Origin of the sequence: Chryseobacterium vrystaatense, assembly GCF_000737765.1 — a bacterium.
Lineage (GTDB): Bacteria > Bacteroidota > Bacteroidia > Flavobacteriales > Weeksellaceae > Chryseobacterium > Chryseobacterium vrystaatense.
In genome coordinates this window covers 205,614-227,574 of record NZ_JPRI01000001.1, presented here as the reverse complement: position 1 = coordinate 227,574, position 21,961 = coordinate 205,614, and the positions used below count along the sequence as shown (strand labels likewise).

Annotated in this window: 29 protein-coding genes; 22 read left to right on the top strand and 7 right to left on the bottom strand. The window is 36.0% G+C overall.

Annotated features, from left to right (window positions below; translation table 11 throughout):
• Positions 1 to 37: 37 nt before the first annotated feature.
• The 4 genes from IW16_RS01055 to IW16_RS01040 are packed head-to-tail and all read left to right on the top strand — an operon-like array spanning position 38 to position 3,540.
• Complete coding sequence (locus IW16_RS01055; RefSeq protein WP_034738819.1) at positions 38 to 1,183, top strand: hypothetical protein; 1,146 nt, start codon at positions 38 to 40, stop codon at positions 1,181 to 1,183.
• An 11-nt stretch (positions 1,184 to 1,194) separates the two neighbouring features.
• Positions 1,195 to 1,446 carry a hypothetical protein gene (locus tag IW16_RS01050; protein ID WP_034738816.1) on the top strand — a complete coding sequence of 84 codons (252 nt, stop codon included), beginning with the start codon at positions 1,195 to 1,197 and terminating at the stop codon, positions 1,444 to 1,446.
• Between the two features lie 39 nt (positions 1,447 to 1,485).
• Positions 1,486 to 2,523 carry a hypothetical protein gene (locus IW16_RS01045; RefSeq protein WP_034738814.1) on the top strand — a complete coding sequence of 346 codons (1,038 nt, stop codon included), beginning with the start codon at positions 1,486 to 1,488 and terminating at the stop codon, positions 2,521 to 2,523.
• A gap of 27 nt (positions 2,524 to 2,550) precedes the next feature.
• Positions 2,551 to 3,540 carry a hypothetical protein gene (locus IW16_RS01040; RefSeq protein WP_034738811.1) on the top strand — a complete coding sequence of 330 codons (990 nt, stop codon included), beginning with the start codon at positions 2,551 to 2,553 and terminating at the stop codon, positions 3,538 to 3,540.
• A 203-nt stretch (positions 3,541 to 3,743) separates the two neighbouring features.
• Here IW16_RS01040 and IW16_RS01035 read toward each other — a convergent pair whose 3' ends face one another.
• The 7 genes from IW16_RS01035 to IW16_RS01005 form a co-directional block, all read right to left on the bottom strand.
• Positions 3,744 to 6,470, bottom strand: a complete 2,727-nt coding sequence (locus IW16_RS01035; protein WP_034738810.1) for a hypothetical protein — start codon at positions 6,468 to 6,470, stop codon at positions 3,744 to 3,746.
• An 87-nt stretch (positions 6,471 to 6,557) separates the two neighbouring features.
• The gene (locus IW16_RS01030; protein WP_034738808.1) at positions 6,558 to 7,529 is read right to left on the bottom strand and encodes a hypothetical protein; all 972 of its coding nucleotides are present in this window, start codon (positions 7,527 to 7,529) and stop codon (positions 6,558 to 6,560) included.
• Positions 7,529 to 7,945, bottom strand: coding sequence for a hypothetical protein (locus tag IW16_RS01025; RefSeq protein WP_034738806.1), 417 nt, complete (start codon positions 7,943 to 7,945; stop codon positions 7,529 to 7,531). The genes IW16_RS01030 and IW16_RS01025 overlap by 1 nt, the downstream gene beginning before the upstream one ends.
• 361 nt (positions 7,946 to 8,306) lie before the next feature.
• Entirely contained in the window at positions 8,307 to 9,107 is an 801-nt protein-coding gene (locus tag IW16_RS01020) for a hypothetical protein (RefSeq protein WP_034738802.1), read from the bottom strand.
• An 8-nt stretch (positions 9,108 to 9,115) separates the two neighbouring features.
• A complete protein-coding gene (locus IW16_RS01015; protein WP_034738799.1) occupies positions 9,116 to 9,847 on the bottom strand; it encodes an MIP/aquaporin family protein in 732 nt (243 codons plus the stop codon).
• A 24-nt stretch (positions 9,848 to 9,871) separates the two neighbouring features.
• Positions 9,872 to 11,368 carry a glycerol kinase GlpK gene (gene glpK, locus IW16_RS01010; protein ID WP_034738795.1) on the bottom strand — a complete coding sequence of 499 codons (1,497 nt, stop codon included), beginning with the start codon at positions 11,366 to 11,368 and terminating at the stop codon, positions 9,872 to 9,874.
• Between the two features lie 11 nt (positions 11,369 to 11,379).
• Entirely contained in the window at positions 11,380 to 12,978 is a 1,599-nt protein-coding gene (locus IW16_RS01005; protein ID WP_034738792.1) for a glycerol-3-phosphate dehydrogenase/oxidase, read from the bottom strand.
• A gap of 117 nt (positions 12,979 to 13,095) precedes the next feature.
• Here IW16_RS01005 and IW16_RS01000 point away from each other — a divergent pair, with 117 nt between their 5' ends.
• The 18 genes from IW16_RS01000 (at position 13,096) to rplR (ending at position 21,954) form a co-directional block, all read left to right on the top strand.
• On the top strand, positions 13,096 to 13,860 hold the full coding sequence (locus IW16_RS01000; RefSeq protein WP_034738790.1) for a DeoR/GlpR family DNA-binding transcription regulator: 765 nt from the start codon (positions 13,096 to 13,098) through the stop codon (positions 13,858 to 13,860).
• Positions 13,861 to 14,108: 248 nt separating this feature from the next.
• Positions 14,109 to 14,735: a 50S ribosomal protein L3 gene (gene rplC, locus IW16_RS00995; protein WP_034738787.1), complete on the top strand. Its 627-nt coding sequence runs from the start codon at positions 14,109 to 14,111 to the stop codon at positions 14,733 to 14,735.
• Positions 14,726 to 15,355, top strand: coding sequence for a 50S ribosomal protein L4 (gene rplD, locus IW16_RS00990; RefSeq protein ID WP_034738785.1), 630 nt, complete (start codon positions 14,726 to 14,728; stop codon positions 15,353 to 15,355). The genes rplC and rplD overlap by 10 nt, the downstream gene beginning before the upstream one ends.
• Positions 15,356 to 15,358: 3 nt before the next feature.
• Positions 15,359 to 15,649, top strand: coding sequence for a 50S ribosomal protein L23 (rplW, locus tag IW16_RS00985; RefSeq protein ID WP_034738783.1), 291 nt, complete (start codon positions 15,359 to 15,361; stop codon positions 15,647 to 15,649).
• A gap of 22 nt (positions 15,650 to 15,671) precedes the next feature.
• Positions 15,672 to 16,493, top strand: a complete 822-nt coding sequence (gene rplB, locus IW16_RS00980) for a 50S ribosomal protein L2 (protein ID WP_034738781.1) — start codon at positions 15,672 to 15,674, stop codon at positions 16,491 to 16,493.
• A 2-nt stretch (positions 16,494 to 16,495) separates the two neighbouring features.
• A complete protein-coding gene (rpsS, locus tag IW16_RS00975) occupies positions 16,496 to 16,774 on the top strand; it encodes a 30S ribosomal protein S19 (protein WP_034702850.1) in 279 nt (92 codons plus the stop codon).
• Between the two features lie 2 nt (positions 16,775 to 16,776).
• Positions 16,777 to 17,175, top strand: coding sequence for a 50S ribosomal protein L22 (gene rplV / locus IW16_RS00970; RefSeq protein WP_034702853.1), 399 nt, complete (start codon positions 16,777 to 16,779; stop codon positions 17,173 to 17,175).
• A gap of 7 nt (positions 17,176 to 17,182) precedes the next feature.
• Entirely contained in the window at positions 17,183 to 17,929 is a 747-nt protein-coding gene (rpsC, locus tag IW16_RS00965) for a 30S ribosomal protein S3 (RefSeq protein ID WP_034738779.1), read from the top strand.
• Between the two features lie 98 nt (positions 17,930 to 18,027).
• Positions 18,028 to 18,453: a 50S ribosomal protein L16 gene (rplP, locus tag IW16_RS00960; RefSeq protein WP_034738777.1), complete on the top strand. Its 426-nt coding sequence runs from the start codon at positions 18,028 to 18,030 to the stop codon at positions 18,451 to 18,453.
• 11 nt (positions 18,454 to 18,464) lie between these two features.
• On the top strand, positions 18,465 to 18,653 hold the full coding sequence (gene rpmC, locus IW16_RS00955) for a 50S ribosomal protein L29 (protein ID WP_034738775.1): 189 nt from the start codon (positions 18,465 to 18,467) through the stop codon (positions 18,651 to 18,653).
• Between the two features lie 11 nt (positions 18,654 to 18,664).
• Positions 18,665 to 18,922: a 30S ribosomal protein S17 gene (gene rpsQ / locus IW16_RS00950; protein ID WP_052186088.1), complete on the top strand. Its 258-nt coding sequence runs from the start codon at positions 18,665 to 18,667 to the stop codon at positions 18,920 to 18,922.
• A gap of 2 nt (positions 18,923 to 18,924) precedes the next feature.
• Complete coding sequence (rplN, locus tag IW16_RS00945; RefSeq protein WP_007839504.1) at positions 18,925 to 19,293, top strand: 50S ribosomal protein L14; 369 nt, start codon at positions 18,925 to 18,927, stop codon at positions 19,291 to 19,293.
• Positions 19,294 to 19,315: 22 nt separating this feature from the next.
• Positions 19,316 to 19,642 carry a 50S ribosomal protein L24 gene (gene rplX, locus IW16_RS00940; RefSeq protein WP_034738772.1) on the top strand — a complete coding sequence of 109 codons (327 nt, stop codon included), beginning with the start codon at positions 19,316 to 19,318 and terminating at the stop codon, positions 19,640 to 19,642.
• Between the two features lie 13 nt (positions 19,643 to 19,655).
• Positions 19,656 to 20,207 (top strand): 50S ribosomal protein L5, encoded by a 552-nt coding sequence (gene rplE / locus IW16_RS00935; protein WP_034738769.1) that lies wholly within the window; start codon positions 19,656 to 19,658, stop codon positions 20,205 to 20,207.
• Positions 20,208 to 20,210: 3 nt separating this feature from the next.
• The gene (rpsN, locus tag IW16_RS00930; RefSeq protein ID WP_034702868.1) at positions 20,211 to 20,480 is read left to right on the top strand and encodes a 30S ribosomal protein S14; all 270 of its coding nucleotides are present in this window, start codon (positions 20,211 to 20,213) and stop codon (positions 20,478 to 20,480) included.
• Between the two features lie 144 nt (positions 20,481 to 20,624).
• Positions 20,625 to 21,023, top strand: coding sequence for a 30S ribosomal protein S8 (gene rpsH / locus IW16_RS00925; RefSeq protein WP_034738766.1), 399 nt, complete (start codon positions 20,625 to 20,627; stop codon positions 21,021 to 21,023).
• A gap of 17 nt (positions 21,024 to 21,040) precedes the next feature.
• A complete protein-coding gene (rplF, locus tag IW16_RS00920; RefSeq protein ID WP_034738764.1) occupies positions 21,041 to 21,586 on the top strand; it encodes a 50S ribosomal protein L6 in 546 nt (181 codons plus the stop codon).
• 14 nt (positions 21,587 to 21,600) lie between these two features.
• A complete protein-coding gene (gene rplR / locus IW16_RS00915; RefSeq protein WP_034738761.1) occupies positions 21,601 to 21,954 on the top strand; it encodes a 50S ribosomal protein L18 in 354 nt (117 codons plus the stop codon).
• Positions 21,955 to 21,961: the final 7 nt, after the last annotated feature.

The following is a 21,961-nucleotide window of genomic DNA, read 5'->3' as shown; positions in this document are numbered from 1 at the left end:
TTTTCACTTAGGATATAGATAATCGAATTTATTAAAAATGAAAAAAATTATAATATCACTATTTATAACAAGCTGTTTATTAAGTTGTCAAAATAAAAGTAACGAACTTAAGTCAAAAAAAGGAAATATGAATATGGAATTAATAAAACAACATATGAAATTCCAGGATAGGATTGAACTTTCCGAAAATGATACTGATATATTAAATTTATACCATTTAACTGATACTGATATTGAAATAGGAGGGCAAGTATTATCGCAGGGCATGAAAAATAATGGATATATAGTTCCAGATGATGAAACTTTTATAAACAAAACAAAAGAAATATTTGAAAAATATCCAGATTGTAGTTGTGTAGATGTGAAAAAGCACAATGATTTTACAACATATTTTGTTAACCCTACTAAAGAAAAAAATATAATAAAAAGTGAATATGATTATACTTATGATCATATTTTCGCTTTTCCAAAATACAAATTGATATCCACTTTACCACTGTTAAATGATATGATAAGCCTAAGTGGTAATAATCTTAATATAAACTTAGACCAAAGTACTATTGCCCGGAATAAATATTTATTTAACAATAATAAAGGAGAATTAGCGTGGTTATTATTCAATGACAAGGAATTCTTAAAAATACTTCTGGTGCACTTTGGCTATGACAAAGAAGAGAAAATTAATGAGTTTGTTTTGAAAGATTTATATAAAGAATACTCTGAAGAATCTCCTAATTCAATAGAAAAAATAGGAGAAGTTTTTTTTGTGAAAGATTGTGATGGAAAGTTAAGAATTAGAAAAAATCTTTTGAAATACGTTGATAAGATAACTACTAAGGATAATAATAAATATTTATTAGCTCTCTCTGAATATATTATTTCTATTTTGTATTCAAAAGATATACAATCTTCTTTTACTGAAGATGAAAAAGCTGAAATAGTTGCTCATATTTCAAATATTGAAATTCCAAAAATGAATGAATATAAAGTTGAAAATACTACAGTTTGGAATGCAAAAGCAAGTTCTTTGTTCTATTTGCAAAGTGAAAATGCAATGAATCACCCGGAAGTATTAATTATTCTAAAAAAACATAATTATTTTGGATTTGTTTTTTTGAAAAATTATATTGAAAGTGGACATCTTTTAGATGAAGATCCCACTCCGCCACAAGGGGATGACTGAAAACAGTCACTATGATTAAATCAAAAGAAAGTTCTGGTAATGAAATATTTTATAAACTTTATAAGAAGCCTGAAGATATGGGCAGGCTGGGACTTTCATTAGATTGGAAAAACTATTTGAATGATAAACCAATTGCAAAAATTAAATTGAAAGATACTAATCATTTAGAATTAACATGGATGGGATTCTACAATGCTAAAACAAAAAAGAGAAATTTTAAAACAAGTGATATTAAATCAAATAATCAACCTGTCATTTACTAAAATGTGAAAAATAATGAGAAAATATAGAATTAATAATAAATGATAAAGAGTCTAATAGCTTTATTATCTTTTTTGATCATATTTTCTTGTGAAAAAGTTCAAGAAAATAATCATTCTAAAACATGGAGTCTGAAATCAGAAGATAGAAGTAAAGCGTTTAACAATGATGAAAATGTAGTATTACCTGTACTATTTGATAAAAGATATTTTCACGGTTATCAATTAAGTCCCGATTCGAACTATCCTATTTATTCTCATACCGATCGATACATAGGGTGTGTTACTGTAAGTTTTATAGATAAAGATATTGAAAAACAAAAGGAATGGTTAAATTTTGATGTTGCTAATAATGTAGATTCAGGTGATGATCCAGATGATGAGTATTTCAATAGTTTGAACAAAATAATTAGAAAGAAACTGGAGTCAAATGTAGATGGTTATAACATCATTGCTGAGTGGATTCCTGCAAAATATTTGAGTAGTTCAACATTTGATTATGTATACCCATATAAGAAAAACTATTATTTATATAATAGGGAAAAACAATCTTGGTATTTTATTAAAGAAGAAACTGTATTTGATAGTTCAGATGGAAAAAATATTACTAAGCTGACTGAGTTAAATAGAATGATAAATAATAGCCCATCTAACAGCAGTGCGAAAAAACTTAAAATAGAGTCTCTTAATAATTCTATATCTTTAAAAAAGCTTGATGGTATCTGGTCTTCTGAATGTAAATTTCGAGATCATGTTTTTATTTCTTCAACTATAGCTAATGCCCAGTTTACTGTTACAAATAGGTTTTCTATGAACGCCGAATTGAAAAAAACAGGAGTTAACAAGTATGAATTTTATTTCACAGATTTTCCTCCTCTTATCCCACTTCCAGATGAAATGCAAAACTGGTCTAATCTCGATAATAAAAAGCCTGTTGGCTCTTTTGAAATGATCAATGAATCAAAAATAGAATTAACATGGTTTGGGTTCTATTATAAGAAAACAAAAAAATATATTCAGACAGAAAATCCTTTCAGCAAGAATAGTTCTAAAGCAGTTATTATTAATTGTCCAGAGTAAATAATTTATAAAGAAGATTCAATAAAAATGAAATTAAATAAAGGTTTATGGTTTTTATTATTGATCGTTATTAATTGTAATGGACAGGAAAACAATAACTATTCTTCTAAGAATAAAGAAAAAACAGAAACATTAAAAAAAGACTCAAATAATATCTTATCAATTAATTTTTTTGATGATAAGTATAAAAAGGGAGGTTACTATATTCCAGATAATCTCACTGGAGATATTTATCCAATGTATTCTTATATGGATGAAAAATTTGGTGCATTTTCGGTAAATTATATTGGCAAAACTGAAGAAGAACAAGATTTTTGGAATGTGTATAATCAGAATGGATTTTTCAAAAACAATAAAATTGAAGATGTCTCTTCCGATGTAATAGAGAAAAGTATAAAAGCTAGAGTTGAGAATTATTATATTATTGTTGATTATTTGGATAAAAAATATATTAGAAATTTTGACAAGCAATCTGGTGAGTTTGATATTAGTGACGAGGCGTCAGAATCTATCTATATATATGATAATGGCAAATGGTTATTATTAGAAGAAATCAAGAATATTAAGAAACCGAACAAGACTCGTGACTTTTTTTATGACCTAGCATTACAACATTTCAGCGGAACTGAAAAAGAATACTCAATAACAGATTCAGGAATATGGGGTAATACTTGCAATTCAAACGAAAAAATTAGTTTTTTGCCTAATCTAAATAGTGCCCAATTTACCATTACAAATAGGTTTTCTATGAACGCTGAATTGAAAAAAACAGGAGTCAATAAGTATGAATTTTATTTCACCGATTTTCCTCCTCTTATCCCACTTCCAGATGAAATGCAAAACTGGTCTAATCTCGATAATAAAAAGCCTGTTGGCTCTTTTGAAATGATCAATGAATCAAAAATAGAATTAACATGGTTTGGGTTCTATTATAAGAAAACAAAAAAATATATTCAGACAGAAAATCCTTTCAACAAGAATAGTTCTAAAGCAATTATTATTAATTGCCCAGAGTAAATAATTTATAAAGAAAGATTCAATGGAAAGTTAAACTTCCCCTTTTCTCAAACAGTCCGCAAATAAAGTATCCCGCAGATTTGCATGACAAAAAAAGAGCTTGTATATTTTTCATTACTTTGAATAATTGAATGAAAATCCAAAACAAAATCCCTACGAATATTTTCATAGGGATTTTGTTTTTACTTTAACACATCGTGTATTTATTTTTTCAGGAAATATCCGAAATAACTACAGCTTCCTGCCAGTGCTTTCATAGCTTCCGTATCTGCATACTGGGATTTTAATTGGGCAAAATAAGTTCTGTATTTTTCATTTCTGATATTGTCCAGTTCAGTTTGGTGAGCTTTTTCCTTGTCGGAATAGTTAGGGTCAGAATAACTGATGGTTGACGCATTTTTTGCCTCATACTGATAATATTTTCCCTGCTCTGCACTCGCCATCTGGAAAAGAACTCTTGCTCTCTGCTCCTTGTCTTTTGATAGTTTCAGCGTCTTTTGATAATAGTTGATCGCAAGATCGAAATTGTCCGGTTCAATGTAAGTGGTGTAAAGGAAGTTCTTGTAATAGTACTTGTATGGATTCTTTCGGTCCGTATTCCAGAAGTCATATTTTCCTCCATTGCTGTTATCAATGTCCATCACAAAGAGCTGGCGGTAATAGCCTAAACTGGAAGTGTTGTATAACAGATTTCCAATGAGCTGGCTGGCCTTGCCTGCTTTTTCATCAGTTCCGTTACTGATCTTTTTAAGCTGGATCAGTGCATCTGCCAACTCCAGTTTATTCATGTTCTTTTTGATGAATGGGAATGCAGAATAATCCTCTGCTTCCATACTTTCAGTCTCCGGACTTCCAAAGCTTTCCCACACATTATGTCCGAAAACAAGATCAGAAATATCTCTGAATCCATTATACTCACCAGGCGCATATTGCTTTGGTGTTATTTTTTCGCCTTTATCGCTCCAGTCATAATTTATTCTCGGAATTCCTGCAAAGTTCTGAGTCTTTTCATAATAAGATTTTGCTTTTTCAAAATCTGCCTGTTTCATGGCCCGGTCTCCATAGATCATACTGAAGAAGGCATCTATATTTCCTACATTGTCCATATTCTTGGCGATGATCTGCTGCTCAAACTGGGTCTTGTTAGGTTTTCTGTAAAAGTCTTCAACACTTTTTACCAGACTTGAATTCGGGTTGTATTGTAGATCCGAAAGCTTATTGTTCATCAGGAATGATTTCCCATCTTCTCCCTGTAAGAAGTAACGGTTGGCAAGAACATCTTTAAGGAAATCTGCGGTGGATGGAGTTTCTCCATAATAATCATATTCAGCAACAGCAGTGCTGTCTTTTTTCACTTCTTTCTTTACAAAATATTCAGCATAATCTTTTATCAGATGATCCTCGAATTCTGCATCAATCTTAGGATGGGAAACGATATCATTCAGAACTTTCATTCTTTTGATTTCTTCCAGATATTCCGGATTTGATGTTTTGATATCCTCCAGGATTTCTGAACTGGCCTTATAGTTTTTTTTCAAAAACTTAAGATAAGCATCGGCGATCTGCCAGTATTCATCCTTAGATACTTTCTTTGTTTTTTCTGTAAACTTTTCCAGGTTGTCCAGATAATCATTCGTTTTCTCATCATAGCCGTAGTTGGATTTAGTATAGAAAGGAATTCTATCCGGATTGTTCAGTAACTGATCGTCACTCTGATCATTTTTAGCTCCATCGGTGCTGTCAGATTTTGAACCTCCGAAAAGATTTTTAAAGAATCTGACGATCTTTTGCCAGAATGAAATCTTCTCTTCTTTTTTTACTTCTGCAGGTTCAGACTTTGAATCCGTTGTCGTTTTATCATGATCATCAGCATTTCCTCTCATTACATTCGGGCTGTCTGTCGCATCTGAAGTATAGTAATAGATCGGAAGATAGCTTCTTTCCAGTTCATTGATGCTTCTTACCGCCATCACTTTCAGAATCTCAGAATCAGGGTTGATGTCGTACATTTTTTCCATGATAGGAATGGGGTCTGTGAAACCCTCGTATCCTAAAAGAAAATAGGCCATATTCTTTTCATCGTTCGTACCCGACCTTTTCATAATATTACTGAAAGAAGCAGTATCCGAAAGTTTCATAGAAACAAAAGCAGATTCTTTACGGTCTTTGCTGTTCATGAATACCTGGAAGAAATTCCAGTTGGCATCTGCATTCATTTCTTTTCCTCTCTGAGCACCTGCAAGCTGGTCCAGCGCCATAAAATAAACAGCGCCTTTCTGTTTGATAGGTTCTATATAAGTTTTGAAAGCTTCCAGTGCGGCATCATAATTTCTTGTATAATGATTGAAACGCACCAGCTGATATCCATACCGCTGCTTGATCTCAGGATTTCTTGTCGCGTTGTATAAAGAAGTAAGTGCATTAACGGTTTTTGCGTAATCAACTGAGGTGGCATTAAGCTGTTTAGAAGGTCCGTTGCTGTAGAAAGAATCCGGGCTTTCAATATAATTAATGCTCATATACGGTTCCAGATACTTGGCCTCAATTAAATAATCAATAGCTTCTCTGTACTTTTGGTAGAATCCGGTTCCCAGTTTCTGCAGTAGAGGATTGGTGGGAGTTCCGTTTTTTAAAGCGTTAAGATCATTCATGCTGATTTTATACACCAGATTCTCTGTTTCCGCATAGTTGAGCTGGTTGTTAAAGAACTTTTTCCATGTCTCAATATTATCATCAGGAATCAGGTTGCCTTTGTAATCACCGTAAAACCTGTTTGAATACGTTAGCAGGAATGGAAGATAGGATTTATCTTTGATGATGCTCTGTGTAAACAGGTTGAAATATTCGTAATCGGGGTCTGACCACGCACAGGCGTCAGATTTGGTATAAAAAAGCGATAAAACCGCCAGTGAAAGAATATACTTTTTCATATAGTCGAGGGTGTTTTTATTTTTATAATTAAAATTTAACAGAGTTTAAAAACGGTGTAATCTGCTCAATATCCGACAGATAAAACTTTAAAATTTTCTGTTACTTACAAATTTACTATCTAATTGATAATAAATAATATTAAAATGCGGGATTTTTTTCTCAAGAAACCGGGTTACGTCTTTCAGTTGTTCCTCAGAGATTTCTTCTACCTTTATTCTAAAACCTTTGCTTAGAAAATTTCCAAAATAGAAACCGTCTTTAATAATTTCAATCTCATTGTCAGAGATCTTTTTAAATGCTGGATTTTCAAGATCTTTTTTGGAAAGGGCATTAATTAATTTATGCTTTTCAAGATGATTGGTCACAATTCCCCAGGAATAAATAGGTAATGCCACTTCAATTTTTTTTATAGGATAGTCTTCCAGTTTCGAAAGGTAGCTTTTTAAAATCGTTACATCCAGAATCGAATTCTTATTGGAGTTTTCAAGAGGGGAGGAAGTAGAGTAGCACATCAGATAGACTTTTTCTACAGGAGGAATTCCGGTTTGATTTTTATCTTTAACCTGATGGAGACGGAGGGTACAGGTAATCTCTTTTCCCGAAACTCTTTTCAGTTCCTTTAAAAATTTAAAATAATCATTTCTTGTTCCGGCAGTCCAGTCACAGTCGATCTGAATCTCATTATTGATTTTTAAATGATATTCTTTAGCTTTCTTTTGAACCAGGTCATGAATATTTTTTGCAAGAAATCGGATCTCTTCCGCTGAAATACGGTACATGGACTGGTTGGTGATGAACACCGTAGGAACGATTTGTTTCTCTGTTTCGAAACTTTTGTCTTGAGTAATGACAGCAACCGGCTGGAATTTCCCGCCGGCTTTATCGATATCGAAAAATCTGGTATAAACGTAAGGAACCGAAGCCTGATCGAGTGCTTTTTTCTCTTCCTGATCGAGTTTAAGGTGCGTTTTCCAGTAATAAAAGGTATAGGGGTGATTCTTCTTCCCTCCACATGAAACAGCAAGAAGAAGGATGAATAGAAACTTTAGTATTTTCATTACTTATACAGTTTGCTCTCGCAGGTACAGATATCAGCAGTAGCACTTTCCATTGAGGAGCAGCAGTCTTCAGATTTCTGAATGTTTCCTTCTTTGTCGGTAAGGTAGATATTATCCTTATCGAATTTTACATAAAAGTTTTCGCCATATTTTTTGAAATCTACCTTCATTACTTTAGGATTGTATTTTCCTGCATTCATTTCTTCGGTGGTTTCAGTGCTGTCTGCCTGGTTGACCTGAACAAAGCCGAAATACACATCGCCGTTTTTCTTTACATCCAGATAATAATGAGGTGTTCCTGATCCACTAAATCCTTCAATAATATCAAAGCTTCTATGCCCAACAAATGGTGCTTTTGTCTGTGCAAAAGATAAAATGCTGATGCATAATACCATTAAGCTGAAAATTTTTTTCATATATTTTTTTTCAAAAGTAAATATATTTAAGCAAAAACTAAACCGTAAAAACCCGGTGATTGCCTGTTTGAGGTAATTGCAGTGAATTGTTGAATCATAAAAGTCTCAAAAGCTTTTTAGACACGTAAGTTATTTTAAAATTAAATCCATGACACCTATAAGGTACACTTAAGTTTTATATAAATCAAAGGTTTTCTACGTATTTGATTTTAGTGCTTTCAGCATAATAAGACCTTTAAACTAAAGTGTTTTTATGTGTTTAAAAAAGTGGAAACCTTTTGTGTGTGTTTTTTAATCTATAAAAGCAGAAAGACCACTCCGGGTTGGGGTGGTCTTTATAATAAGTGAGTTAAAATTCATATTAGAAAACAGTTGCGGCCAGTTGAATTCTTGCAAATTTATTGGAAGGGTTCCACATTGCCATCATAGAAACCGGGAGACTGTAATGCTCTGTTATTTTGATGGTTTTACCTGCTTTTACTCCTACATTCACAATGTCAAAACTGTTTTTTCCATTTCCATAGAGAAAATACCGGTCATTGAGAGCAAATCCGGCACCAACGAAAGCATCAAGATTTACCTTTTGTCCGGCAATGACGGGGTAGCTGACCTGAATATAAGTTGAATACTTATTCTTTTTATAGCTTCCATCATCCTTTATAACGACTTCTCCTGCATTGGCACCTCCATACAGCATGATGTCGGCTTCTATATTAAGAGGAAACGAGGCTCCGAAAGTATAATTGGTTCTAAGATCAATAATATGGGCTGTTCTTGTTTGTGAATAGTTGAAGATATCTTCTGAAGCAACAGCTGTATTGATATTTCTCGAATTGAAAAGATCCCACAATCCGATATAAAGTCTTCCGTCCGAATACTGGATATAGTAATTGATCTCCTTATAATGGGTTCCGTCTTTGTCATCCGTCAGGGAAGAGGCTCCCCAGATTCCGGCTTTCCATTTCTTTTCAGAATCCAAAGCATAAGAAAGATTTCCCATTACTACAGGCTTATCAGTAATAATCAAACCCCTCCATAAGTGGTTATTTTGAATGTTTACTGTAAAATCAAGCCTGTTGTTTTCCTTCTTTTCTGCGTTCTCCTGAGAGAATAGTTTTCCTGTGCCTAAAATAATCAGGCATACTGTTTTTAAAACTTTCATGGATGTTTTTAATTTAAGATTCCATAAAGAACTGCTGCAAGGATGCTGCCCAGGATAGGTCCTGCTACGGGGATCCAGGCATACCCCCAGTCACTCCCGCCTTTTACAGGAAGGATAGCGTGCATGATTCTTGGGGCAAGGTCTCTCGCAGGGTTGATCGCATAACCGGTTGTTCCGCCTAAAGATAAACCGATGGCCCAAACCAATAAGGTCACAGGAAGAGCACCGACAGAACCAAGTCCTACTTTAGCTGTCGGATCGGCATTCAGAGAAATGCTCGGATCTGAAAAATGAAATATAACAAACACGAGGACAAAAGTTCCGATGATCTCACTGATCAGATTGGAGAATGTATTCCTGATAGCCGGACCTGTACTGAAGCATGCCAGTTTAGCACCTTCGTCTTCTGTGATTGCGAAATGATCTTTATTAAAAAGCCAGACAAGGAACGCTCCAAGCATTCCGCCAAGCATCTGTGCCGCAATATACGTTGGAACCAGGTCCCATGAAAATTTTCCTGCAACAGCAAGTCCGAGAGTTACGGCCGGATTCAGATGGGCGCCACTTGCAGGCCCTGCAACCGTCACGCCTACAAAAACGGCGAGTGCCCAGGCTGTAGTAATAACAATCCATCCGGAGTTATTTCCTTTGGTACCTTTTAAGACAACATTCGCTACAACGCCGTTGCCCAATAATATCATAAGCATTGTGCCTATAAGTTCTGCGGTAAATGGGTTCATGAGTAGTTTTTTTTATTTAAGAGTTTAATCTTCGATCCAGCTTTGAGAGCGTTTCACAGCTTTATTCCAGAAATGGATCATATTATCCGCTTTATCTTTATCTACTTTAGGAAGAAAATCCTCGTCTACAATCCATTGAGATTGGATTTCATTGATGTCTTTCCAGTATCCGACAGCTAAACCGGCAAGATAGGCTGCTCCTAAAGCGGTAGTCTCAAGAGTTTTCGGTCTTGTGATTTTAAAACCGAAAAGGTCCGACTGGATCTGCATCAGAAGATCACTTGCAGAAGCACCTCCATCTACTCTAAGTTCCAGACTTGGTCTTCCGGAATCAGCTTCCATGGATTTTACAATATCATACACCTGAAATGCAATGCCTTCCAGAGTGGCCCTTGCGATATGTCCGTTGGTCGTTCCTCTGGTTACTCCTACGATAGTTCCTCTTGCGTACTGATCCCAATACGGTGCGCCCAGTCCTGTAAGGGCAGGTACAAAATAAACACCTCCGTTATCGTCAACACTCGCTGCCAGATCATTTACTTCTTCTGATGTACGGATCAGTTTCAGTCCGTCTCTAAGCCACTGTATAGCTGCGCCCCCTACAAATACACTTCCTTCCAGCGCATAGTTTACCTCTCCGTTAATCTTCCATGCCACGGTGGTGAGCAGATTGTTTTTAGAAGAAACAGCTTCGGTTCCTGTATTCATTAATAAGAAGCATCCGGTTCCATAGGTATTCTTTACCATTCCGGGAGTGATACACATTTGTCCGAATAAGGCAGCCTGCTGATCTCCCGCAATTCCGGCAATTGGAATTTTAGTGGAAAATAAGGTAGTGGCGGTTTCTCCGTAAATTTCGCTGCTCTGTTTTACTTCCGGAAGAACAGATCTTGGAATATCAAATAAATCCAGAAGATCCTGATCCCATTCTAAGGTATGAATGTTTAGAAGCATTGTTCTGCTCGCATTGGAAACATCGGTAATAAACATTTTTCCACGGGTAAGCTTCCATACCAGCCACGTGTCAACGGTACCGAAGCACAATTTTCCTTCTTCAGCTTTTTCCCTTGCACCTTCTACATTATCCAGGATCCACTTTAACTTGGTTGCAGAAAAATAGGCATCCAGTACAAGTCCTGTTTTCGCTTTGATGATCTCAGTGTGACCCTGTTCCTTTAATTCGTCACAGTATTTAGAAGTTCTTCTATCCTGCCAGACGATGGCATTATAAATAGGTTCTCCGGTTTCTTTATCCCAGACAACAGTGGTTTCGCGCTGGTTGGTAATACCTATAGCAGCTACTTCCAGTCCGGAAATGCCTGCTTTGGCAATGATCTCTGCGGCAACAGATATCTGTGATGACCATATTTCGTTAGGATCATGCTCTACCCAGCCCGGAGTAGGGTAGATCTGTTCGAAATTTTTCTGGGAGATGTATTCTATGGCTCCGCTGTGATTGAATAAGATGGCTCTAGAGGAAGTTGTACCCTGGTCCAGAGCGAGAATCAATTTTTCCTTCATACTGCAAATTTTTAGTTATGAGTAATAGTTTTGGGAGAGTAAGGGGTTAATAAGTATCCTTGTGCTAATTCAATAAATTCTTTTTCCTGTTCATTAGCCCATTCCTGGGAATATCCTTTTTCTTTAGCAATAAGCTGCGCAATAGTATGGGCACTGTCGATTGCTGCTCTTGCGTCCAGAAATAAAAGACGGACTCTTCGGGCAAGAATATCTTCTATGGTTTCTGCCATTTCATGCCTTACAGCCCATACCGCCTCTGCGATTGTGAAAGCATGATCGGGATGTATTTTTTGAGCGTATTGAGGGTCGCTGCTTTGCAATGATTTTATAGCGGGGATATCTGATCCGTAAACATAAAGATGGCTGGTACGGTCAACGAGTTCTGCTTTTATATTACCGTGGATAGACATATTTTCCGTTTGTGAAGGTCCTCCGTTTAAATGAAGTATTTCTACAGCTTTGTCTATCGTGTCTTCCGCCATTTTACGGTAGGTAGTCCATTTTCCTCCGATGATCGAAACCAGTCCCGTATCAGAAGTAATGACTTTGTGGCTTCTGGAAACTTCTTTGGTGCTTTTGCCTCCTTCTTTTGGAGCAGCGAGAGGTCTTAATCCTGCAAACATAGATTTTACGTCCTCCCTTGTTGGTTTCTTAGCTAAATATTGTCTGGCTGTATTTAAAACAAAATTAATTTCAGATTCCAGAGCGTGTGGTTCAAAGCTCGGATTTTCCAGTAGAGTATCTGTAGTTCCCACCAATGCTCTGTCATGCCATGGGACCACAAAAAGAACTCTGCCGTCTGATGTTTTGGGAATCATGATTGCGTCATCACTTTTCAGGAAAGATTTATCCAATACTAAATGGATGCCCTGACTTGGAACGACAAATTTACCATGCTTAGGATTGTTCATATTCAGAATGTCATTCGTAAATACCCCTGTCGCATTGATGACGGCTTTTGCACGAAGTTCATACTGTCGTTTTGAAAACTGATCTTCTGCTTTAACGCCGCTTATTTTTCCGGAATCATTTTTCACAAGTCCGGTTACCTTCATATAATTTACTGCGCTTCCACCTTTTTCGATCAGAGTCTGGGATAAGTTGATTGCTAATCTGGCATCGTCAAACTGCCCGTCCTGATATACCACACCGCTTGCGAGGTTGTGCTGTTCAATGGTAGGTAGCTTTTCAATGGTTTTAGCCTTACTGATGTATTTCGTTTTTCCGAGACTGAGCTTTCCTGCAAGAAAATCATAGACAGATAATCCTATTTTATAGTAGATACCTCCCCACCATGTATAGTTGGGAATAATGAATGACTGGTTCTTGACTACGTGTGCTGCGTTCTGAGCAAGAAGACCTCTTTCTTTGAGGGCTTCTTTTACAAGTCCCACATCTCCCTGTGCAAGGTATCTTACGCCACCGTGTACCAGTTTGGTACTTCGGCTGGATGTTGCTTTTGCAAAATCGTGGGATTCAAGGAGCAGGGTTTTGAATCCTCTGCTTACTGCATCCAGTGCTGAGCCCAGACCACTGGCTCCGCCTCCGATGACGATGAAATCCCATTCCTCTACACTGGTCAATTTACTAAGTTCTTCGTTTCGTTTCATAAATGTTTCGTTTATGTTTCGTTTTCAAATGTATAAATTAAAAACGAAACTAAAAAGAAAATAAATGAAATTTTATCGGTCTCGAAAAAAAATGGTATTTTTGATGAAAGAATCAGAATGGAAAAGTTAATACCAAGGCACGATGACATATTAAAAGAACTGGATGAAAAAGGACATGTTCTTGTACAGGATTTGTGTGAGAGGTTAAATGTTTCGTCGGTTACGGTTCGAAAGGATCTGAATTATCTCGAAAGTCTGGGGTTGCTTTTCCGAAATCACGGTGGGGCAAGTAAGCACGTCCGGTATGCTTATGAAAGAAATGTCGACGAGAAAGAAAATATCAATGTAGAAGCAAAGCAGAATATAGCAAAAGCTGCTTTACAGCTTATACAGGAAAATGACTGTATTATATTGGCGTCCGGTACAACGATGCATTATCTTGCAAGGATGCTTGTGAATTTCGGCCCACTTACTGTTCTTACTTCGTCATTAAGGGTGGCTCTTGAACTTTGTAATAATCCTAATATAAATATCATTCAGTTAGGAGGGGAGGTAAGAAAGAGCTCTACATCTATTGTAGGATCTATTTCGGAAACAATCCTCAGACAGTTTTCCTGTAATAAACTATTCCTGGGGGTGGATGGTATTGATATGGAATTTGGAATCAGTACCTCTAATGCTGCGGAAGCGCATTTGAATCAGCTTATGATAGAATGCTCGGAAAAAGTGGTGATTCTTGCGGATTCTTCGAAGCTTAATAAGAAAGGCTTTGGGAAGATTGCTCCTCTTGATAAAATAGATTATCTCATTACGGATAGTGGCATCTGTGCAGAAGATAAAGCGGGGTTGGAAGAAATAGGAGTTTCTGTTATTGTGAAATAAAGCTTCTTGTTAATTTCTTTTTTAAAAACAAAATAATTTCACTGAAAATTTCATCTGAATTTTTTCAAAATTATCTAATTGATTAAAAATCAAAATATTTTACCCGAAATATTTGTCAGTTCTAAAAATATTCATAAATTTGCACACTCCATTTTAGGGGCGTAGTATGCCTATATCAAAAGTAGAAATTACTTCAGACCTCCTAAAAATGTAGAACTAGAAAGATAAATTTTATTATAACATAAACAATGTCAGGTATTATTGGTAAAAAAATCGGTATGACGTCTTTGTTTAACGAAGAAGGAAAAAACATTCCTTGTACAGTTATTCAAGCCGGTCCGTGCTCGGTTTTACAGGTCAGAACCATTGAAAAGGACGGCTACAAGTCAGTTCAGTTAGGTTTCGATGACAAGAGTGAAAAGAACGTAGGTAAAGCGTTAGCTGGCCATTTCAAAAAGGCTGGTTCTGCTCCAAAAGCTAAGTTGGTAGAATTCTACAGAGAATTCGTTGACGAAGTAAAAGTAGGAGAAGAAGTAAAAGTTGATCTATTCGCTGAAGGTGAATTTGTTGACGTAACAGGAACTTCAAAAGGTAAAGGTTTCCAGGGTGTTGTTAAAAGACATGGCTTTGGAGGTGTAATGCAAGCTACTCATGGTCAGCACAACAGACTTAGAGCTCCAGGTTCTATCGGTGCTGGATCGGATCCTTCAAGAGTATTCAAAGGAATGAGAATGGCGGGTAGAATGGGAGGTAAGCAGGTAACTGTACAAAACCTTCAAGTATTAAAAGTGGATCAAGAACAAAATCTTTTAGTAGTAAAAGGTGCTGTTCCGGGAGCTAAAAATTCTTATGTAATTATCAGAAAATGGAACTAGTAGTATTAAATACATCAGGAAAAGAGACCGGAAGAAAAGTAACTCTAGACGAATCAGTATTCGGAATTGAGCCAAATCAGCACGCGGTTTACTTAGAAGTTAAACAGTACCTTGCTGCACAAAGACAAGGGACTCATAAATCAAAGGAAAGAAGCGAAATTACAGCTTCTACTAAGAAACTTAAGAAGCAAAAAGGATCTGGTTCTGCTAGATATGGTGATATCAAATCTCCAACTTTCAGAGGTGGAGGTAGAGTATTCGGACCAAAACCAAGAGACTACAGATTCAAATTGAACAAAGCTCTTAAGAGATTAGCTAAGAAATCTGTTTTATCTCAGAAAATGAGAGACAACAGCATTAGAGTAATGGAAGACATGAGCCTAAACGCTCCTAAAACTAAAGATTTTATCTCTATCCTAAATGCATTGGCATTGAATGATAAAAAATCTTTATTCGTTCTTCCTGAAGCTAACAAGAATGTGTATTTATCTTCAAGAAACTTACCTAAAACTAAAGTAATGAACTTCAACGAAATTAGTTCATATGACTTAATGAATGCAGGTGAGATCGTATTCTTAGAAGGTGCAGTTGAAAAATTCCAGGAAAATTTAAAGAAATAAATCATGTCACTTATTATTAAACCAGTTATTTCAGAGAAAGCAAACTATCTTACAGATTTAAGAGGTGCTTATTCTTTCTTAGTTGATCCTAGGGCGAATAAAATCCAGATTAAAAAGGCTGTAGAAGTAGCTTACGGTGTGAAAGTAGCAGACGTTAGAACCATGATTTATGCGCCTAAAGTTTCTTCTAAGCACACTAAGAAAGGTCTTCAAGTAGGAAAGACAAACAAATTGAAAAAAGCGGTTATCACTCTTTCTGAAGGGGAAGTAATCGATATTTTTGCTGTAAATTAATTATTAATTATAAATAATAGTAATGTCTGTTAGAAAATTAAAACCTATCACCCCAGGACAGAGATTCAGAATTGTTAACAATTTTGAGGAAATTACTACCAACAAACCAGAGAAGTCTCTAACCGTTGGTATTAGTAAGTCAGGTGGACGTAACCAAACTGGTAAAATGACCATGCGTTACACCGGAGGTGGACACAAAAAGAAATACAGAATTATCGACTTCAAAAGAAACAAGCATGATGTTGAAGCAACGGTAAAAACTGTAGAATATGATCCAAACAGAACTGCATTTATCGCTTTATTAGAGTACGCAGACGGAGAGAAGAGATATATCATCGCTCCAAACGGTATCAAAGTAGATCAGAAGGTAGTTTCAGGTGAAAATGTAGAACCGAACATCGGTAACGCAATGAAATTGAAAAATATTCCATTGGGTACAGTAATCTCTTGTATTGAAATGAAACCTGGACAAGGTGCAATTTTAGCAAGAAGTGCTGGTTCTTCAGCTCAATTAACTTCAAGAGACGGAAAATATGCAATCATCAAATTGCCTTCAGGAGAATCTAGAATGATCCTTACTGAATGTTATGCAATGGTTGGATCTGTTTCTAACTCGGATCATCAGTTAACTGTTTCAGGTAAGGCTGGTAGAAGCAGATGGTTAGGTAGAAGACCTAGAACTAGACCGGTAGTAATGAACCCTGTAGATCACCCAATGGGAGGTGGTGAAGGTCGTTCTTCTGGAGGTCACCCAAGATCTAGAAACGGTATGCCTGCTAAAGGTTACAAAACCAGAAAGAAAAACAAAGCGTCTAACCGTCATATCATATCTAAACGTAAATAATTATGGCAAGATCACTTAAAAAAGGACCATTCATTCATCATACTTTAGATAAGAAGGTTCAGACAAACATAGAGTCTGGTAAGAAGACAGTTATCAAAACTTGGTCTAGAGCGTCTATGATCTCTCCAGACTTCGTAGGACAAACTATTGCTGTACACAACGGGAAATCTTTTATCCCTGTTTATGTTACAGAAAACATGGTTGGTCACAAGTTAGGCGAATTTTCTCCAACAAGATCTTTCAGAGGTCATGGTGGTAATAAAAACAAAGGAAGTAGATAATCATGGGATCAAGAAAAAGAGAAAGTGCATTAGCACGTAAATTAACAAATCAAGATGTAGTTAAGGCATTACATAACGATTGCCCGTCTTCTCCAAGAAAGATGAGATTAGTTGCTGATATCATCAGAGGGGTAGAAGTTGACAAAGCTTTATACATTCTAAAATATTCAAAGAAAGACGCTTCTAACAAATTAGAGAAAGTCCTTCTTTCAGCAATGGCCAACTGGCAAGCTAAAAACGAAGGTGCTGATATTGAAGAAGCTAATCTTATCGTTAAAGAAATTTTTGTAGACAGTGCAAGACAATTGAAGAGACTAAGACCAGCTCCACAAGGTAGAGGGTATAGAATCAGAAAGAGATCAAACCACATTACACTAATCTTAGGTAATAAAGAAAATTAATCAAGGTATGGGACAGAAGACAAATCCAATTGGTAACAGATTAGGTATCATCAGAGGATGGGATTCAAACTGGTTTGGTGGTAAAGATTATGGAGACAGAATCGCTGAAGACTACAAAATCAGAAGATACCTTGAAGCTAGATTATCTAAGGGTGGTATTTCAAAAATTTATATTGAAAGAACATTAAAATTAGTTACAGTAACTATTACTACTGCTAGACCGGGACTTATCATCGGTAAAGGAGGTCAGGAAGTTGATAAATTAAAAGAAGAATTGAAGAAACTTACTGGTAAGGATATTCAAATCAATATTTTCGAAATCAAAAGACCTGAACTTGATGCAGTATTGGTAGCAGACAGCATCTCTAAGCAGATTGAAAACAGAATTTCTTACAGAAGAGCTGTTAAAATGGCGATGGCAAGTACAATGAGAATGGGTGCTGAAGGTATCAAAGTTCAAATCTCTGGTAGATTGAACGGTGCTGAAATGGCAAGAAGCGAATCTTTCAAAGACGGAAGAATTCCTTTGTCTACTTTCAGAGCTGATATCGATTATCACTGGGCTGAAGCTCACACTACTTACGGTAGGCTAGGAGTGAAAGTTTGGATCATGAAAGGAGAAGTTTATGGTAAAAGAGAACTTTCTCCACTAGTGGGACAACAGAAGAAAGGAGGTCCTTCAGGAGGCGGAAACAGAGGAGACAGAGACAACAGAAGACCTAGAAAAAATAACAATAATAACAATAATAATTAAAAATTTTAGGTTAGAAATTTTGAATTTTAAATTACCGTTACTTTTTTAAAATATAAAAAATCTAAAATCTAAAATCTAAAATCTAAAATTTAGAAATTATGTTACAACCAAAAAGAACCAAATTCCGTAGAGTTCACAAGATGAAGATGAAGGGGATTGCTCAAAGAGGTAATCAACTGGCATACGGAACATTTGGAATCAAAGCTATAGAAGGTGCTTGGATCACTGCAAGACAAATCGAAGCTGCTCGTATCGCTGCGACTAGATATATGAAGAGAGAAGGTCAGCTATGGATCAAAATCTTCCCGGATAAGCCTATTACTAAGAAACCAGCCGAAGTAAGGATGGGTAAAGGTAAAGGTGCCGTGGAATATTGGGTAGCTGTAGTGAAACCAGGTAAAATCATGTTCGAAATCGGAGGAGTATCTTACGAAATCGCCAAGGAAGCTTTAAGACTTGCTGCACAAAAATTACCGGTAGTTACTAAATTCGTAGTTGCTAACGATTTTGTTAAACCTCTATAATCTTTGATACAATGAAACAAGCTGATATTAAAAATTTAAGCGCGGGTGATATTCAAGCAAAACTTGCTGAATTGACAACTCAATATTCAAAACTGAAATTGGCTCACAAAATCAGTCCAATTGAAAACCCGATTCAAATCAGAGATTTGAGAAGATCAATCGCTAGACTAAACACTGAGTTAACCACTAAACAACAATAAGATTTTCATACATTATGGAAAGAAACTTAAGAAAAGAAAGAATCGGAATAGTTTCCAGCAATAAAATGGAAAAGACCATTGTTGTAAGTGAGACTACGAGAGTGAAACACCCGATGTACGGTAAATTCGTTCTAAAAACGAAAAAATATACTGCACACGACGAGAACAACGAATGCACAGAGGGAGATACAGTTCTTATCCAAGAAACTAGACCTATGAGCAAGAGCAAGAGATGGAGATTAGTAAGAATCATTGAAAAAGCTAAGTAATAATGTTACAAACAGAATCAAGATTAAAAGTTGCTGATAACACAGGTGCAAAAGAAGTACTAGTTATCAGAGTTCTGGGAGGAACCAGAAGAAGATATGCTTCAGTTGGTGATAAAATCGTTGTTACTATCAAGGATTCTACACCATCAGGAAATGCTAAAAAAGGTCAGGTATCTAAAGCTGTAGTAGTAAGAACTAAAAAAGCAGTTAGAAGAAAAGATGGTTCATACATCAAATTCGAAGACAATGCTTGTGTATTACTAAACGCAGCGGGAGAAATGAGAGGAACGCGTGTTTTCGGACCAGTTGCTCGTGAGTTGAGAGACAAAGAATATATGAAAATCATTTCATTAGCTCCTGAAGTACTTTAATTTTTAAAATTTTTAAAAGAAAATGTCAAAGTTAAAAATAAAAAGAGGAGATAACGTCATCATTACTACTGGTAAGAAAGATATCAAAGGTAAAACTGGTGAAGTTATTGAAGTGATCAAAAAAGAAGGAAAAGACCCTAGAGTTATCGTTGCAGGACTAAACATCGTTAAAAAACACGTTAAGCCTTCAGCTTCTAACCCACAAGGTGGAATCACTGAAAAAGAAGCTTCTATCCATATCTCAAACATAGCTTTAGTTGGTAAAGACGGAAAAGCTATCAAAATCGGTTACAAAATCGAAGGAGATAAGAAAGTAAGAATCGATAAAAAAACGGGTGAAACTTTATAATTTGAATTAACACATGGAATTTATAGCAAGACCCAAAAATATATACAGAGAGAAAATTGTTCCTGCAATGATGGAAGAATTTGGGTACAAATCTGTAATGCAGGTACCTAAATTGGAAAAAATCATCCTATCTCAAGGATTAGGTGATGCCACTGCAGACAAAAAAATCATTGATTATGCTGTAGAAGAATTAACAATGATTACTGGCCAGAAAGCAGTAGGTACTATCTCTAAGAAAGACGAAGCGGCTTTCAAATTGAGAAAAGGTATGCCTGTAGGTGCTAAAGTAACATTGAGAGCTCATAAAATGTATGAATTCTTAGACAGACTTACTTCTTCTGCTTTACCACGTATCAGAGATTTCTCTGGTATCAAAGCAGATGGGTTCGATGGTAGAGGTAACTACAACTTAGGTATTACTGAGCAGATTATCTTTCCTGAGATCGTAATTGACAAAGTGAAAAAAATCCAGGGGATGGACATCACTTTCGTTACAAGTGCGAAAACAGATAAAGAAGCGAAAGCATTATTAACTCACTTCGGTTTACCATTTAAAAAGAACTAAGAAATGGCTAAAGAATCAATGAAAGCGCGTGAGCGCAAAAGAGAAGCACTAGTTGCTAAGTACGCTGACAAAAGAAAAGCTTTAAAAGAAGCTGGTGATTATGAAGGACTTCAGAAATTACCTAAAAATGCTTCTCCTGTAAGATTACACAACAGATGTAAACTAACAGGTAGACCAAGAGGGTACATGAGAACTTTCGGTCTTTCTAGAGTAACTTTCCGTGAAATGGCCAACAACGGTCTTATTCCGGGAGTGAAAAAAGCTAGTTGGTAATAATTACTAATTAATCGGGACAATTAAGTTGTCTGGATACTAAAGAATAAAAATATCAGACCTAAGTTTTTCTGAAGTCTGATATTTTGATCTTCAAGTCCCTTCAATACTGATTGTCTTTAACCAATAATTTAAAAAAGAAAAATGGTAACAGATCCAATTTCAGATTTCCTAACAAGAGTAAGGAACGCACAAAGCGCAGGCCACAAAGTGGTGGAGATTCCTGCATCGAAAATCAAAAAGGAGATTACTAAGATTTTATTTGATCAAGGGTATATCTTAAACTTTAAGTTTGAAGATAGCGCTGTTCAAGGTACAATCAAAATCGCTTTAAAGTATGACAAGCAAACTAACAAACCAGCTATCAAGTCTATTCAAAGAGCTTCTAGACCAGGTTTGAGACAGTACAAAGGTTCTACTGAACTTCCAAGAGTACTAAATGGTTTGGGTATAGCTGTTATCTCTACTTCTAAAGGAGTAATGACTGACAAGAAGGCTAGAGAAGAAAAAGTAGGCGGTGAAGTAATCTGCTATGTTTATTAATTTTTAATCAGAGGAAAATGTCAAGAATTGGTAAAGCAATTATAACAATTCCAGCTGGAATTACAGTCACTGAAAATAACGGTATTGTAACAGTAAAAGGTCCTAAAGGAGAACTTTCTCAGGAGCTTACAGCAGGAATTACTTTAGAACAGAACGATGGCGTACTTAACGTAAACAGACCATCTGATTCTAAACAACACAAAGCGCTTCACGGTTTATACAGAGCGTTGATCAACAACATGATTGTTGGTGTTGAACAAGGTTTCGAAAAGAAACTAGAACTAGTAGGGGTAGGATACAGAGCTTCACACACAGGTCAAAAACTTGAGTTAGCTTTAGGATTCTCTCACGGTATCGTATTGGAACTTCCAAGCGAAGTAAAATTAGATACATTGACTGAAAAAGGTAAAAACCCAATTATTACTTTAGCGTCTCATGACAAGCAACTTCTAGGAATGGTGACTGCAAAGATCCGTTCTTTCAGAAAGCCTGAGCCATACAAAGGAAAAGGTGTAAGATTCGTAGGAGAAATTGTTAGACGTAAAGCTGGTAAATCTGCTTAATAAATTATAAGAAAATGGCATTAAGTAAATTAGAAAAAAGAATAAGAATCAAAAGAAGAGTAAGAGGAAAAATCTCTGGATCTTCTGAATTGCCAAGATTATCTGTATATAAAAGTAATAAGGAAATTTACGCTCAGTTAATCGACGATAAAAATGGTACAACTTTAGTTTCAGCTTCTTCTAGAGAGAAAGGGGTAGACGCTAATGGTACTAAGACTGAAGTTTCTGCTGCGGTTGGTAAAGCTATTGCTGCCAAAGCTATCGCTGCTGGAATTGAACAGATTGTATTTGACAGAAACGGATTCGTTTACCACGGAAGAGTGAAAGCTCTTGCTGATGGAGCGAGAGAAGGAGGACTTAAATTCTAATCATTAA